The organism is Lewinella sp. 4G2 (assembly GCF_001625015.1).
Taxonomy (GTDB): Bacteria; Bacteroidota; Bacteroidia; order Chitinophagales; family Saprospiraceae; genus Neolewinella.
The window spans coordinates 2,041,701-2,056,031 of the sequence record NZ_LVWJ02000014.1; the positions used below are offsets into that span (position 1 = coordinate 2,041,701).

4 protein-coding genes are annotated in these 14,331 nt (G+C 55.5%); 3 read left to right on the top strand and 1 reads right to left on the bottom strand.

The window, feature by feature from the left end:
- Positions 1-639: 639 nt before the first annotated feature.
- Positions 640-6,561: a carboxypeptidase-like regulatory domain-containing protein gene (locus A3850_RS08990; protein ID WP_068215770.1), complete on the bottom strand. Its 5,922-nt coding sequence runs from the start codon at positions 6,559-6,561 to the stop codon at positions 640-642.
- A 758-nt stretch (positions 6,562-7,319) separates the two neighbouring features.
- Here A3850_RS08990 and mutS point away from each other — a divergent pair.
- From mutS to A3850_RS09010, 3 genes are all read left to right on the top strand, one after another.
- Positions 7,320-10,010, top strand: coding sequence for a DNA mismatch repair protein MutS (mutS, locus tag A3850_RS08995; RefSeq protein ID WP_068215772.1), 2,691 nt, complete (start codon positions 7,320-7,322; stop codon positions 10,008-10,010).
- Between the two features lie 1,880 nt (positions 10,011-11,890).
- A complete protein-coding gene (locus tag A3850_RS09005; protein ID WP_068215776.1) occupies positions 11,891-13,021 on the top strand; it encodes a Gfo/Idh/MocA family protein in 1,131 nt (376 codons plus the stop codon).
- 95 nt (positions 13,022-13,116) lie between these two features.
- Positions 13,117-14,274, top strand: a complete 1,158-nt coding sequence (locus A3850_RS09010) for a S1C family serine protease (RefSeq protein WP_068215778.1) — start codon at positions 13,117-13,119, stop codon at positions 14,272-14,274.
- The last annotated feature ends 57 nt before the right edge of the window (positions 14,275-14,331 follow it).

Genomic DNA, 14,331 nt, shown 5'->3' on the forward strand with positions numbered 1-14,331 from the left:
AGATTTTGGACGTTGGATTTTAGATTTTAGACTTTGGAATATTTTGGTGATAGAGTGAGGATCATGAATACTTGATAAATTTAACGAAAACCCGGATCCGGGGTAGAGTGGGCCACCTGACGGTGTGCCACCGCTACGCAAGCCGGCCCTTCGGGGCGGGATGTGACGAGTAATTTTAACTCTTTATCTCCCACTCTCTACCTCTCCTGCGAAACAAGCGCCGCAGGCTTCCCCAACCTCCCCGACTCCTGCGAAATAGATATCGCAAAATTCAAGAACTCAGGAAATATTAAAACCAAGCCAAAATCCTCAGCAACTCTACAAACTCTTCTTTCTCCCTAGGAAACCGCCGGAGGCAAAACAGATTATCCGAAAGACTCGGCCACCGGCGGGGTAGAGTGGGCCACCTGACGGTGTGCCACTGCTACGCAAGCCGGCCCTTCGGGGCGGGCAGTTACGTAGCGCCGCAGGCCTCCCCAACCTCTCCGGCTCCTGCGAAATAGATATCGCAAACCTCAGAAACTCAGAAAATATTAGAACCAAACCAAAATCCTCAGAAACTCCACCTCCTCTTCTCTCTCCCTTGAAACCGCCGGAGGCAAGCAGAACCGCCCGAGGCAAGCCCCCCCCCGCAGGCACCTACCGCACCGGTACCGACAAAATCCCCCCATTCCCATTCACCACCGGCAAATACTGCAACTCCACCCGCGCCGGGTTCAGCGTATACGCCCCCCTGAACCGCGGCGCCAACGCAATTTTGTACGTGTATTCCCCCGCCGGCAACCGGTCGCAGAAGATGGCCACCCGGTCGCGGCGATATTCGCGGTGGACGGCGTAACTACCCTTCGCCTCCATCCGGTCCGCGTAGCTGCAACCGGCGGGGATGGGGGCTTCGATGAGGACGTATTCCCCATCCTTTTTTGCGGTGACGGTTACTTGCAGATAGGCAGTCTGGCCTTTGGTTAGCGCATCCAGCGGGCGGCCGCGCGCGTCAGTGAGTTGGGTCGAGATGGCGTAACCGTTGTCGGTGGGTTTGGCCTCCCGCTCGAAGTAGCGTTGGTAGAAGGCGCCGGGGATGGGTCCGGCACCGTCGCGACTCAGCTCGAGGGAACGAGCGGCGTCCGGCGAGAAGGAAGCGACGTAGGGAAACTCCCGCACCACCTCACTCGTGCCCGAATGGCGCACGGTAACCGTAGGCGGCCGCAGGGTTTCACTTTCCTCGATCAGGTCCGGTAGGAGATCAGCCACCAGGCGGGCGGATTCTAGGGTATTCGTCCCTAATAACGGGGTGCTGCCGGGGCGGTTCCCGTTAGGCGTCTGGCCGAGGAGGTAATTCACGGCTTCGTCGGCGGCCTCAGTAGCGCCGGTCTTGCGCAGGATGCGGTGAGCCAGCAGTGTGGCGTTCAGGCGGTTATCGAGCGGTGCGCGGTAGAAAAAGCGGCCGCGCTCGCCCCAATACCGGCCCTGCAGTTGGTGGGTAGAGGCGCTGTCCAGGATTCTGGTGACGTCCACCGTATCCCCGCGTAATTGGTGGAGACGGCTGACGGCGAGGAGCTGGAAATCGGTTTTAATGGTAATCGTGTCCACCGTCGCCATTTCGGCTTGGGTTGGCGGGCGGCCATTTTCGGCAAGTACGAGGTGGGTTTGGAGACGGTCGTTCGGCCGCATGGTTGGCAGCTCGGAAAAAAGGTAGCGGCGAACGGGTTCCAGATGGGCCACCGGGTAACTTTTCTCCGCCGCACTCAGCGCTCGGTAGGCGTGGCGGGTGATCCAGACGGTGGAGAAAGTAGAGTTTGCCCACCACCCGAATCCACCATCTGGCTGCTGTAGTTTTTCCAGGTGTTTGATCATTTTCCGGACGTCGCGATCCCGGTTAAAGGCTTTGCCCTCGGCCAGGCGAATATCCCGCAGCGCGAGGAGACCCAGCAGACGGCTGGCGGTCTGTTCAGCGCAGGCGTAGGGATAGTCGGTGATGTACTCCAGGTCGCCCAGCAGTTGTTCGAGCCGGTTACCGACGATGGTCAGTTGGAGGTTTCCGCGACCGGCTTGGGTGTAGTTTTCCGGAATGCGGAGGCCTTCTTTTCCAAGCATAAAGCGTTCTCCCGCGACCATCTCGGTACCCCGTGGGTACACCCGGATATCGCGTTGCTCACCGTCGCTGGTTGGCGTTTGGTTTTGGGCGCTGCCGCGGGTGCCGGGTGCGGGGGTAGGGGAGGCCACCAGCGAAAATTGGTAACGCAAACTATCCGTCGTCTCCCCCGCACGAATGGGGAACGTTTTGGCGATGGAAGTTTGGAGTACGGTGTCGAGCCGTGATCGCTCAATGTTATCCCCACTAAAGGCCAGACGCACCGTTCGGTCGCTCCCCGTCCGGTTGATGGCCAGCGCACGGGCTTCACTCTCGTCCCCTTGTACCAAAAACCGGGGGAGGTACAATTGAGCCTGGAGGGGGAGAAAGGATTTGGTCCGCTTACGGGTGAAACCTATCCGACGCCGCCGGTCCTGCCCCACGGCGTAGGTTTGCCAGGCAGTGATGTCGTCGGGAAAGGTCACGTCAAAAGCCGCTTCACCCCGGCTATCGGTAGCGAGGTGAGGAATGAAGGCGGCCAGGTCCGCAAAAGACTCCCGCACGTCGGGCTCTGCGTCTGCGGGAGGGAGTAGGTTGGCGGGGTTGTTGGTGGTGATGTAAACCGTCCCGTTCTCTACGTTGAGTTCGACGATGCCCTTTATGGCGGCAAAATCGACGGGTAGCTCCTGGGCGATGCCGTCGATGAAAACAGGGAGCCCTTCGGCGGGTAGGCTGGTGGCGCCGCGGATGAGGATATTTGGTGCTTCATCTACCTTTACACCGTCGACGTAATAAGTCGTGGTGTTGGTGCGGGAACCTCGGATATTGATGTTGCCAGATTCAATAATTTTAACGCCGGCAGCTTTGCTGGCGATAGTAACAATTGAACCCGTTATATCCCTTTTCAGTGTGGTGCCGTATCCTACCACAACCACTTCCTCAAGATTAGCCCAGTCCGCTTCCAATGTGATGAGGATTTCATCCGAATTGGAATAGATCTGCCTTACGTCAATCTCCGTCGATTTATAGCCGAGATAGCTGACTAGAATAATGTGTCGCTTTGCTGGCAGATCTAAGCTAAATTTTCCATCCAGGTCGGTAACGGTGCCACGCGTTGTTCCGTCAACAAGAAGAGTAACTCCAATTAGTGGTATCCCATCTTCATTGATTACGTAACCACTAACTTCCGCACCATCAAAGTCGTCAGGTAAATCAATAAAGGTTTGCGTCTGCTCGGTCAGTGTATCACCAGGGACGTGCTTGCTTTCTAAATTTTCGGAGGGTAGTGGCGGGATATATATATCAAGGCCGACTTTATTGAAATCAACTAATAGCAGTTGATTTGGCCGGGTAGTAATTGTAGTAGCGTACAGGTTGCCATTTTGATTTTTAAATATTAAGAAGTAACTGCCGGGTAGCAGCGTATTTATCTTGCTGCCTTCGAACTTGTACAGCGTGTTTTGATAGGTCGGAGCAATAACTATCTCACTGATTGTATCCGGTAGATTGAGCAGTTGAATGCGCGACTTCTCCATCGCAGGAGTAAGCTTAGGTAAATTCTTCGTACTCAGCGGTGCAATTCCGCTTTTGGGTAAGATTGGAGTTGGTAAGGCATATCTCGGAAGTCCGGGAGATTGGATGGCATTCCTTACAACTTGGCGTTGCATTCGTGCAACCTCCTCTTTTTCAAGTGAATAGAGACGATCACGATCCATTCTGACCTTATATACAGCTTTTGGCTCAAAGGGGACATTCGCCTTTCCACCGTAGGGAAAGTGAAATTCAATTAGGTCAGAATAAGTAGCTAAGCCGAGTGGAGAATGGGCTTGATAGTGGTGGCCCGTCCCGGATTGGAACATTTCATTTCTCTTGGTGCGGTAGTTGTAAACGGCCGTAGTTTCCATTTTGGTCACCGCAAAAACCCGCTTCCACAATTCCTCAATCTCCCCCTCTTCCCACTCCGGCATCGCATCTTTCTTCCACCCGGCACCTGCGTGCAGCGCCCGCTCGAAACTTAAAACGAGTTGCTCGCCAGCATTGAAATGGAGTTTTTTGGCATACCGCGCCTCATCCGTGCGGAGGACGATATCGTGCCAGCCCGTATTCAAAGGAATGGAATAAGGGGTGGTGATATTCGGGTGGTACCAATACACGAGCCGATCGTCAGCGTAAACGGTGCGGATGGCGATAGGTGCGCTTTTCTCCATAATAAATGGCGCAAAATGGGCGATGGCCGCACTGTCCGGCAAAAGGGTATCAATGGAGCGTCGCAACGTCCACTCCGGCGTAGGGTAGCGGAGGCGGTAAACGGCGGCCGTATCGATTCCAGCATTCTCGAGAAGCCACCTTGAGGCGGTCCCGGTGAATTTACGCTTATAGGTCGCCAACGCATACTTTTGCCGGCGCCGCTGCCGCTTTCTTTTTTTGATATAAGTAGGTAAAGTAACCGGAGAATCTTCAAAACGCGCGTTGTAGGTGCCCGCGCTGAGGCGCACGTTTTGGGCCGGTCGCCCCTTGTGGTCCGTCGCTTTCACCGCCACCCGCACGGTCTCGCCGGGGCGGACTTCCTCCGGTTGCTCCATCTCCAGGTTCAGTACGTTGGGGTGTTCGGTTTCCCAGTCGTAGCGCGGAGAGGTAGTTGTGAAGGAGGCCGTTCGCCAGACGCCCCCGGCGAGGTACTGGTATTGGAGGGTGTAGGTTTTGCCGGGTGGAAAGCCGGAGAAACGTTGGTGCTTCATATCTCCATCCCACATGTACAATTCGTTCTTTACCCCTTGCCCACTTATCAGTTGCCAATTACTCCGTGGCTGATTATGAGGGTTGGGGATATGTATTTTTATTGTATCTCTTGACCAGGCCGCTGGTGAACTTGTTGCGGGTCGCAGTTCGGATAAATCCTGGCTAACAATTTGATCTCCAAATTGAAATTCATATTTATATAAGAAATGGTTAATGGTCTCCGAGTAAGGCAGCGTAACCACCTCCCGCACAGTATCCAAACGCGGCGATATCCTCAGTAATTCCCCACTCGTAGCGGCGGGTTCCCCCCGGCCACGCAACTGAATTTTCAGCGAATCCGCCGCCACGTTGATGGTGGCGACTTGGGCGTAGCGCCGGTCAATCGTCATCTCCAAACTTTGCTCCTGGTATTCGCCGGAAGGGCCGGTTAGTTGCACTTCCGCCAAAACAGACAATGCATAGCCTACGGGAAAGAGGCTGTCGGGCAGGACCAGCCGGTGTTCCCGCCGGTTATCCGTCGGTTGCGTAATGGTGATCAAACTATCCGGCAAGGAAATACTTCCCGCCGTATCCACCGCAGCCGTAAACTTATCCAAATAAAGGGTCAGGCTGAGCTCGGCGTCCGGCAGGGCGAGGCCATTGACGTCCTCGGCCACCACGTCCACGTACGCGGAGTTGGGGAAACGGGTTTCCTCGGAGGCCTCCGCCGTCAGTTCGTACTCCGCCAACTCGTAATCTTCCAGCTGAAAACTGATCTCGGCGTTGACGTCCCGCTTCATAAAACCCTCCCGATCGAAAGAAATGGTGTAGCGTTTGTCCAACGTCCAGTTGGGGTCGATGGGCCCGGCGTAGGTATACCGCCCCTTCTCCGAACGGGGAATATTTTTGATTAACACGGGCGCGTAAGACCCCTGTTTCCGAATTACCATTTCCAGCGAATCTGCCCCCAGCGGCCGGCCCTTCGGCGAGGCCACGTAGGCACTCACCCGCAGGGTATCCCCCGGCCGGTACTTCGGCTGGCTGGTGGTGACGTAGCCAATGGCATTGCGGGGATTTATAATCGGGTAGATGTACCGCTTAAGTGGGTAGTTATGAATCCGCCACTGTCCCCAACGAAAACCGTGTTGCACGTATTTATACGTCCGTCGCCCGATCACGTAAGGGTAGGCGATCGTCCGCCCCGGCAGGCTGTAGCGGGCGCGGCGGAGCAACCACCCGACCTTGGTTTTGTCGATATCTTCCGTAATTCGGTATAGCAACGTATCGGTGTCCACCACTACGGTCAGTAAATCAATGTGCCAGTCCCGCCGCACGTAAGCTTGCCGCTTCTTATCGTATCGCACGCGTTTATCATCGGCCAGCACCGTAGCGTCGGCGCGATTCTTTCCATTTTTGTCAAATATCCGCGCTTCAAATTTGCCCTTCACGCCGTCCACTTGCACGGTGTGCGCATACGTATCGAAATACTGGTAATCCACTTCCGTACCGTATATCGCCGCACGCAGGTAGTGCCCGGGCCGTAGGGTATCCCGGAGAGCGCCCGGTGGCAGCGGCGCATCTAATTCGGGGAGCTCGTTGTCAGGCAATTCCCCAAGCACCAGCTGTCGGGCCAGTTTCGCGGAGATGGCGTAGATCCGCTCCGTCCGTTCCGGAAACAGAAAGGTCGTGTCCACCCCCGGCGCGCGTTGGGCGCTGGCGCGGGTGCCAAAAAATAGGAAAAGGAACAACAGGAATACGGGTAGACGTAGCTTCATAAACTGGGTGGTGTCGCTTAGGGATGCTGGGGAAGGCTGGAATGCATACGGTAGGTACGGAAAAATTGGGGTGGTTGGTTGTCATTGGGGCGACTAGGGGTGACGAAAACCCGAGGTAAGGTCGTTCCGGTCTAACTCGTAGAGTGGGCCACCTGACGGTGTGCCACCGCTACGCAAGCCGGCCCTTCGGGGCGGGTTGAGATAAGTGGTTTAACCTCTTTATCTCCCATTCTCTACCTCTCCTGCGAAACAAGCGTCGCAGGCCTCCCCAACCTCTCCGACTCCTGCGAAATAATTGCGCCAGCAATCATTAAATCTGCCGAAAGACTGAAGCCAAGCAGTAGACCTCAGATACTCAAAATCCTCTTCTTCCTCCCCAGGAACCGCCGGAGGCACCGAGTAGAGTGGGCCACCTGACGGTGTGCCACCGCTACGCAAGTCGGCCCTTCGGGGCGGGTTGTGATAAGTGGTTTAACCTCTTTATCTCCCATTCTCTACCTCTCCTGCGAAACAAGCGCCGCAGGCCTCCCCAACCTCTCCGACTCCTGCGTGCACGAAGTACTGCGAAGCAAAAAATATATCGCGAAAATTGGCAATCCGCACAAAAAAAATTAACCAGACTCTCTATCTCTCACTCTCTACCTCTCCTGCGAAACAAGTGCCGCAGGCCTCCCCAACCTCTCCAACTCCTGCGAAATTGATGCCGTAGGCCTGGAACGCGCCCCCGAAATTCTCTCCCATTTCCCTACCTTCGCCACATGGCCAAAACCAAGAAAAAATCCAACAAAACCACCCCGCTGATGGTGCAGTACAACGCTGCCAAAGCCAAGCACCCCGACGCGCTCATGCTCATGCGGGTAGGTGATTTTTACGAGACTTTCGGGGAGGACGCCATCCGCGCCGCCACCACCCTCGGCATCCACCAAACGAGTAGGAATAACGGGGGTTCCGACGTCGAATTAGCCGGATTCCCCTACCACAGTTTGGAAACCTACCTGCCCCGCCTCATCAAGGCCGGCTACCGCGTCGCGATCTGCGAACAACTCACCAAACCGGTGAAGGGAGAACTCGTCAAAAGGGGCGTGACGGAGATCATTACGCCAGGCATCGCCACCAACGATAAACTACTCGAAAACAAGGTCAATAACTTCCTGGCCTGCGTCGCCTACCGCGGCGGAAAACGGGAACTCTTCGGGCTGGCCCTCCTCGATATCTCCACCGGCGAATTCCTCGTCGCCGAAGGAGCGGCAGACTACGTCGATAAGCTCCTCCAGAGCTTCTCCCCCAAGGAGATCCTCATCAGCAAGGAACACAAAAAGGACTTCCCCGAGCGCTTCGGCGACCGCTTCTACCTCACCACCCGCGACGAGTGGATCTTTACCGAGGACTACACCCAGGAAAAGCTTCTCAAGCAATTCAACGCCCTTACGCTAAAGGGATTTGGCATCGACGGCATGGTTCAGGCCCAGATCGCCGCCGGGGGCATCCTCCATTACCTGGATACCAACCAGAATAAAAACCTCCAGCACATCACCCGGATCAGCCGCCTGGCCAACGACCGGTACGTGTGGCTAGACCGCTTCACCATCCGCAACCTTGAGCTACTGCACAGCCCCCACGACGGCGGCGTGCCCCTCGTCCAGGTAATGGACCACACCGTCACCCCCATGGGTGGGCGGCTGATACGCAAGTGGGTCGTCCTGCCGTTGTTGGACGGGAAGGCCATCCGCGACCGCCATTCAGTAGTCAGCGCCTTCGTGGCCGACCCGGTATTGCTGCAGGACCTCGACGCGGCCCTCCAACGAATGGGCGACCTCGAACGCCTCATCTCCAAGGTGCCCCTCGGCCGGGTGAACCCGCGGGAGGTTCGGGCGCTGTCGCTCGCCCTCTGCTCCATCGAACCGATCAAGGAACTGATCGCCGGCTCTGGCAACGTCCTGCTGGAAGAGATCGCTGATAAGCTTGACGCCCTCCCCGCCGTCTGCGAAGCCATCGAGCAACAGGTCAAGGAGAGCCCCGCCGTCAACCTGAATAAGGGGGGCGTGATCGCCGATGGCTACGACGCCGAACTGGACGACTACCGCGACATCACCCGCAATGGCAAGGGCCGCCTCGCCGCCATCCAGCAACGGGAAGCGGAGCGGACGGGCATCACCAACCTAAAGATCGGCTTCAACAACGTTTTCGGCTACTACCTGGAGGTCACCAACAAACACAAGAACGACGCCCCGCCTGAGTGGACACGCAAGCAAACCCTCACCAACGCCGAGCGCTACATCACCGAAGAACTCAAGGAGTTGGAGGACAAGATCCTCAACGCCGAATCCAAGATCGTCGAGCGTGAGGAACAGCTCTTCGAAGAGCTCATCGTCTGGCTCCAGCAGTACATCGGCCCCGTCCAGCGCAACGCCGCCCAGCTCGCCCGGCTCGATTGCCTACTGAGTTTCGCCAAACTCGCTAACCGCAACCGCTACTGCCGTCCGATGCTCGACGATACCCAGGATATCGAGATCGAACAGGGCCGCCACCCCGTCATCGAAAAGCAACTCGGGGTGGGGGAGCAGTTCGTACCTAACGACGTTAAACTCGATACGGAGGACCAGCAGATCATCATGATCACCGGGCCCAATATGTCCGGTAAATCCGCCCTCCTCCGCCAAACGGCGCTCATCAGTTTAATGGCGCAAATGGGCAGTTTCGTGCCGGCCAAATCCGCGCGCCTCGGATTGGTCGACCGGGTATTCACCCGCGTTGGGGCGAGCGACAATATCTCGTCGGGCGAATCCACCTTTATGGTCGAAATGAACGAGACGGCCAGTATCATGAATAATATTACTGACCGTAGTTTAATTCTATTGGATGAAATTGGCCGGGGTACGTCCACTTTTGATGGTATATCCATCGCCTGGGCCATTGCCGAATATTTACACAGCAACGGCCGCGCCCGCCCCAAGACTTTATTTGCGACCCATTACCACGAATTAAATGAATTAGCCGACCGACTGCCGCGGATTAAAAATCATTCCATCGCCATCAAGGAACACGCGGGGAAAATCATTTTTTTACGTAAGCTCATCAAGGGTGGTAGCAACCACAGTTTCGGTATCCACGTCGCCCAGATGGCGGGTATGCCGAAGGAGATCGTCCACCGCGCCACCGATATCCTGGCCCAATTAGAAAGCCAACACATCGACGCCGATCATTTGGGTACGGATAATGCGGGCGCTGCCGCAGGTGCGGAAAAAAAGGAAACGCGCAACGGACCGGCTACACCAAAAGTACAGACCCAAAACTTCTCCCAACCCGCCCCCCAACTCAGTATCTTCGAAACGGTGGACCCGACGGCCGGCAAACTAAAAGCCATGCTCGAAGAAGTCAACCTCAATTCCATGACCCCCATCGAATGCATGATGAAGTTGAATGAATTGAAGGCGGTACTGGAAGGGTAGCCCCCGTCGTCGGACGATTCACCAGGGAAATTGCACCGCAATTTTCTTGGCATCGTCCGACGACTTAACGATTGTAGTTACCTGTCCACCCGCTCCAGAATTCAAAACCTCCCCTGGTTGCACCTTGAGTTTTAGTTCTTAATCCCCCCAGTCGTCGGACGATGCTGGCAATTTTGCGCTGCAAAATCACCAGTGAATCGTCCGACGACCTAGACTCCCCCGTCGTCGGACGATTCACCAGGAAAATTGCCACGCAATTTTCTTGGCATCGTCCGACGACTTAACGACAGTAGTTACCTATTCACTAGCACCAGAATTCAAAGCCTCTTCTGGTTGCACCTTGAGTTTGAATCCTTACCCCCCCAGTCGTCGGACGATTCACCAGGGAAATTGCGCTGCAATTTTTTTGGCATCGTCCGACGACTTAGCGACAGTATTCACCTAGCCACCCGCTCCAGATTTCAAAACCTCTTCTGGTTGCACCTTGAGTTTGAGTTCTTAATCCCCCCAGCCGTCGGACGATGCTGACAATTTTGCGCTGCAAAATCACCAGTGAATCGTCCGACGACCCAGACTCCCCCCGTCGTCGGACGATTCACCAGGGAAATTGCACCGCAATTTTCTTGGCATCGTCCGACGACTTAACGATTGTAGTTACCTGTCCACCCGCTCCAGAATTCAAAGCCTCTTCTGGTTGCACCTTGAGTTTAAGTTCTTAATCCCCCCAGTCGTCGGACGATGCTGACAATTTTGCGCTGCAAAATCGCCAGTGAATCGTCCGACGACTTTCAAGCTTTAGAGTTAGATCTACGTATTCCAATTAATTTCTCAGTCGAGAAATAATTGCAAAGCGTACCTCCCCTCTGCCCAAAATAATCTAACGCAGAAGAGTAAGGCCAGCTAGTTGAATGGTCAACTATGTTTGCCTTCACAGGATTGTCGTGGATATAGTGAAAGCAGGTTTTTAGATAGGCTTTCAAGTTCTGTGGTGTCGCCGTGTCTGGTAATGAAAATGAGTTCTGTTCATACATCTTGTGTACTGGAACAACTTTTGTTTTAGGGCGAAATAGGCTACCTCTTCGGCCGTGCTGTGCATTAAACCCCCTTGTATAGCTACTAAGTAATACCTTGATTTTTTGACTGAATTGTTGCTGAAAATATACGCCTTCGGCCTCACCCGACGATGCCGGACGCTGTACCGTACTGTCGGAACAGCCATAGTCATTCGGTACCAGTAGGATGTGAAAATGAGTAGGCATTAAACAGTAACAGAGTATATCACAAACAGGAAGCAATTCCTTCCTCATCTTCTTGATGAAGTAGAGATAGTTGTCGTCTGATTTAAATAACTTTTCAGAGTTGTTCGTCTGATTGTAGACGTGGTATACTGTATTTAATGTTAACATAATTGAAGGTATGAATTTCATGGGTAATAGTTCCTTCGAGCCCCCAGTCGTCGGACGATGCTGGCGATTTTGCGTTGCAAAATCACCAGTGAATCGTCCGACGACCCAGACTCCCCCCGTCGTCGGACGATTCACCAGGAAAATTGCCACGCAATTTTCGTGGCATCGTCCGACGACTTAGCGACAGTAGTTACCTATTCACTAGCTCTAGATTTCAAAACCTCTTCTAGTTACACCTTAAGTTTGAATTCTTACTCCCCCCAGTCGTCGGACGATGCTGGCAATTTTGCGCTGCAAAATCACCAGTGAATCGTCCGACGACCTAGACTCCCCCGTCGTCGGACGATTCACCAGGAAAATTGCACCGCAATTTTCTTGGCATCGTCCGACGACTTGACATAACTCAACATAACTTTCCTAACCTATTTTTAATCCCAATTTCACAGCACCCGCGCCAGCGCCAAAAAACAACCCATGCTCAACCGCAGATCATTCAACAAAGCCCTCGCCACCAGCCTTTCCGCCGTAGCCCTGACCGGACTGGCCACCCAGGCCTGCGCCAACCCCGCCGGCAAAGAAGGAAAACTGGGCATTGCCCTCGTTGGCCTCGGCAGCTACTCCAAAAATCAACTCGGCCCCGCGCTTAAAGATGCCCAGCATTGCTACCTGGCCGGTATCGTGACGGGTAGCCCCGATAAGGTGCCCACCTGGCAAAAGGAGTACGGCATTCCCGACGAAAACGTCTATAACTACGACAGTTTTGATGCCATCAAAGACAACGACGCTATCGACGTCGTCTACGTCGTCCTGCCAAATTCCATGCACGCCGACTTCTGTATTCGGGCCGCCCGCGCCGGCAAACACGTGATCTGCGAAAAACCAATGGCTGTCAGCGTGGAGGAGTGCGACGCGATCATTGACGCATGCGCGGCCAACAACGTGAAACTGGGCATGGGCTACCGCCTCCAGTACGAACCTTACACCCAGGAAATCAAGCGTTTGCGCGAGGCCGGCGACTACGGGAAACCGCTCTACGTGCAGGCGGACGCAGCCTACCGTTCCACCTCCAACCCGGGGCAGTGGCGGCTTGATAAATCGCTCTCTGGCGGCGGCGCCTTGCTGAATATGGGCGTTTACGCTATCCAGGCGGCGATCTACGCCACGGGGCAGAACCCGACCTCGGTGAGCGCCCAGGAGTTCTCGACCCGGCCGGATTATTTCAAGGATACCGACGAAACGGTCACCGCCCAACTCACCTTTCCGGGCGACGTTATCGGAAACATTTTTACCAGCCACAACGTCAGCGCGAACCGCCTGCACGTGGCTACGGATACGAACGCCTGGTACGGTCTCCAACCCGCCACGGGTTACGGACCGCTGGCGGGCATGACCTCCGACGGAAAAGAAATCAGCTTCCCCCACGAGAGCCAGCAGAAACTGCAGATGGACGGCTTCGCCCGCCATATCCTCGAAGGCATCCCCAACCTCGCCCCCGGCGAAATGGGCAAACGTGACATGATCATCTGCGAAGCCATCTACGCTTCCATCGCCGCCGGTGGAAAGCGCATGGACCTCGACCTCGGCCGGATGGGCATCGTTGCGTAGCCTTATTCTTGGAGGGATTTGCGCGAATTCATGGAACCTGCGCGGTAACAAAAACAGGCCGCTTTTCGTTAACGGGGTAGCTAATGCCCCCACGAATGAAAAACCTGTTTGCTGCGCTTTTGATTGTCCTCACGGCTTTCGTCGCCGGAGCCTACCTGGTGCCACAGGAATGGTTGCCGGGTAAGGACGAATCCTCCGCCCAGCTCAACGTCAGTAACCGCTTTGCGGGCTCCGCAACGCGAGCTGCGACGCTGTCCGAAACGGAGGCGCCGGACCTCACGGATGAGGAAATTGCCGCCTACACCGAGGCCGAACTCCACACCATCAACCTCTTCGAACGGGCCAGCCCCGGCGTCTGCTACATCACCACTAAGGTGCGCCAGCGCAATTTCTGGAGCCGCGACGTGACGGAAGTGCCCTCCGGCTCCGGCTCGGGTTTCGTGTGGGATAAGCGGGGCCACATCATCACCAATTACCACGTTATTAAAGGTGCGGCCCAGGCCATCGTGACTTTGGCCGACGGCAACGGTTACCAGGCGTCCCTCGTCGGGGTCGCGAAGGAAAAGGACCTCGCCGTCCTCAAGATCAACGCGCCGATGGAAGCGCTGCGGCCCATTCCTGTGGGTACCTCGAGCAATATCCGTGTTGGGCAGGCGGTGTACGCCATCGGCAACCCGTTTGGCCTGGACCAGACCCTTACTACCGGCGTCGTCAGCGCGCTGGGGCGGGAGATCAACAGCCAGTCTAACGTCCCGATTAAGGGGGTGATCCAGTCGGATGCGGCCATTAACCCCGGTAATTCCGGTGGCCCGCTCATCAACTCGCTGGGACAACTGATTGGGGTTAATACCGCCATTTACAGCCCGAGCGGCGCTTCGGCCGGTATCGGCTTTTCTATTCCTATTGATGTCGTCAGTTACGTCGTTCCCGACCTCATTCGCTACGGCGAGGTGCGGCGTGCAACCATTGGCGCCGAGTTCCGCCAGTTACGTGGGGGGAGCCTAATGTTCTTTAAATTGGATCCCAACGCCTCCGCTGCGCGCTTCGGTTTGCGGGGTTTGTCTCAGGACCAACGGGGCAACTGGATTTTGGGGGATATTCTGACCGGCATCAACGGTCAGCCCATCTCCAATACCACGGAGCTTTACCTGGAACTGGAGAAGTACCAACCTGGCCAGTCCGTCCAACTCTCCATCGTCCGCGACGAGCGGGAACGGATCGTTGAAATCGTATTAGGCTCATCGGTTGATTAAAGGTAACACGCAGCAAATTATTTAAAACCATACTCCTTACTTCTCCCCTCTCCCTCG

What these genes read in the sequence shown, in the direction of transcription:
- A3850_RS09005 (WP_068215776.1), top strand. Translation starts at nt 11,891, where the DNA reads ATGCTCAACCGCAGATCATTCAACAAAGCCCTCGCCACCAGCCTTTCC.
- A3850_RS09010 (WP_068215778.1), top strand. Translation starts at nt 13,117, where the DNA reads ATGAAAAACCTGTTTGCTGCGCTTTTGATTGTCCTCACGGCTTTCGTC.
- A3850_RS08990 (WP_068215770.1), bottom strand. Translation starts at nt 6,561, where the DNA reads ATGAAGCTACGTCTACCCGTATTCCTGTTGTTCCTTTTCCTATTTTTT.
- mutS (WP_068215772.1), top strand. Translation starts at nt 7,320, where the DNA reads ATGGCCAAAACCAAGAAAAAATCCAACAAAACCACCCCGCTGATGGTG.